General features: G+C 46.0%; 3 protein-coding genes. All 3 read right to left on the minus strand.

Annotation, left to right across the window (positions count from 1 at the left end):
- Window positions 1–47: hypothetical protein (locus B3180_RS15740; protein WP_414654033.1), on the minus strand; the 47-nt coding region annotated here is incomplete at its 3' end.
- A 178-nt stretch (window positions 48–225) separates the two neighbouring features.
- Complete coding sequence (gene clpX / locus B3180_RS06260; protein ID WP_286843580.1) at window positions 226–1503, minus strand: ATP-dependent protease ATP-binding subunit ClpX; 1278 nt, start codon at window positions 1501–1503, stop codon at window positions 226–228.
- Window positions 1504–1531: 28 nt separating this feature from the next.
- On the minus strand, window positions 1532–1899 hold a 368-nt coding region (locus tag B3180_RS06265; RefSeq protein WP_286843582.1), incomplete at its 5' end, for an ATP-dependent Clp protease proteolytic subunit.

The raw sequence follows: 1899 nt of genomic DNA on the forward strand, positions 1-1899 counted from the left end.
TTCTCCCGGCCGACGAACAGCGGAATCACCATATGCGGGTAAACCACTACATCTCGCAACGGCAGAACAGGCATCGTTAATTGTTCGGTGCGTTCTTCGCTCATTAAATTCTCTCCCGACCTAGGTTTACTTTGTTATATGCGGTCTTTACCTGAAAGTTCAATCCTTGACAGAAAAAAAGGGCCAGATTGGCCCTTTTTCGAACACTTTTAATACAGTTTCGTATTATTCACCCGAAGCCTGCTTGTTTTTCTGTTGATTCGCGTAAATTAAAATAGGATCCGACTCCCCGGCTATCACCGATTCATCAACCACTACTTTCACCACGCCCTCAATGGAAGGTAATTCGTACATAGTGCCTAGTAAAACACCTTCGACGATTGAACGCAGACCGCGAGCTCCTGTTTTACGCGCCATGGCTTTTTTAGCAATAGCCCGTAACGCGTCTTCACGAAACTCCAGTTCAACATCTTCCATTTCAAACAAAGCAGAGTATTGCTTGGTTAAAGCATTTTTCGGTTCACGCAAAATTTCAACCAATGCTTCTTCATCCAGCTCGTCTAGTGTGGCAACAACAGGTAGCCGTCCAATAAACTCCGGAATCAAACCGTAGCGAACCAAATCTTCCGGCTCTACTTTCGCTATAATTTCGCCTTCTTCACTTCGCGTTTTACTTTTTACTTCGGCGCCGAAACCAATTCCTGTTCCGGTAGACAAACGCTGCTCAATCACTTTGTTTAAGCCAGCAAATGCACCACCGCAGATAAACAGAATCTTCGACGTATCAACCTGCAAGAACTCTTGCTGAGGATGCTTTCGTCCGCCCTGAGGAGGTACAGAAGCAACGGTACCTTCAATAAGCTTCAATAAAGCTTGCTGAACGCCTTCGCCACTGACATCGCGAGTAATAGATGGGTTGTCTGACTTACGTGAAATTTTGTCAATTTCATCAATATAGACAATACCGCGTTGGGCTTTTTCCACATCATAGTCGCACTTCTGTAAAAGCTTCTGAATGATGTTCTCAACATCTTCACCAACGTAACCTGCTTCGGTCAAGGTAGTCGCATCCGCCATAGTAAACGGAACATCCAGATACCGCGCCATAGTCTCAGCAAGGAAAGTCTTACCTGAGCCTGTAGGACCTATCAGCAAGATATTACTCTTGCCCAGCTCAACTTCTTCTTTACCTTTTCCTGATGCACGTAACCGCTTGTAGTGGTTATAGACAGCAACTGATAAAACTTTTTTAGCGCGTACCTGGCCGATAACGTAGTCGTCCAGATGTTTTCGGATAGCTTTTGGCACAGGTAATTCATCCTGGTCCGGCACCGGCGACAGTTGATGAATTTCTTCTTTTAGAATGTCATTACATAACTCGACGCATTCATCGCAAATGAACACAGACGGTCCGGCAATGAGCTTCTTAACTTCGTGCTGACTTTTGCCACAAAAAGTGCAATACAGCGGCTTATCGCCGTCACCTTTGGACTGATCCGTCATGCTTTTCTCCTACTACTTAAGCGCCCGCTCAGGACTCTTCGCCACGCTGGCGTAAAATGCCGTCAACCAGACCGTAATCGATTGACTCTTCTGCTGATAAGAAGTGATCGCGATCGGTGTCTCTAGCCACTTTCTCGTAATCCTGACCTGTATTCTCAGCTAACATACGGTTTAAGCGCTCTTTCAGATCCAAAATTTGCTTCGCATGAATTTCAAAATCTGAAGCCTGCCCCTGGAAACCGCCAAGTGGCTGGTGAATCATAACCCGGGAATTAGGCAAGCAATACCGCTTACCCTGAGCACCACCGGCTAAAAGGAAAGCCCCCATGCTGGCCGCTTGTCCCATACAAACTGTGCTAACGTCTGGCTTAATAAAGCGCATTGTATCGTAAATAG

The sequence above is a fragment of the Idiomarina sp. UBA4206 genome, assembly GCF_002383015.1.
In the GTDB taxonomy this organism is placed as follows: Bacteria; Pseudomonadota; Gammaproteobacteria; order Enterobacterales; family Alteromonadaceae; genus Idiomarina; species Idiomarina abyssalis.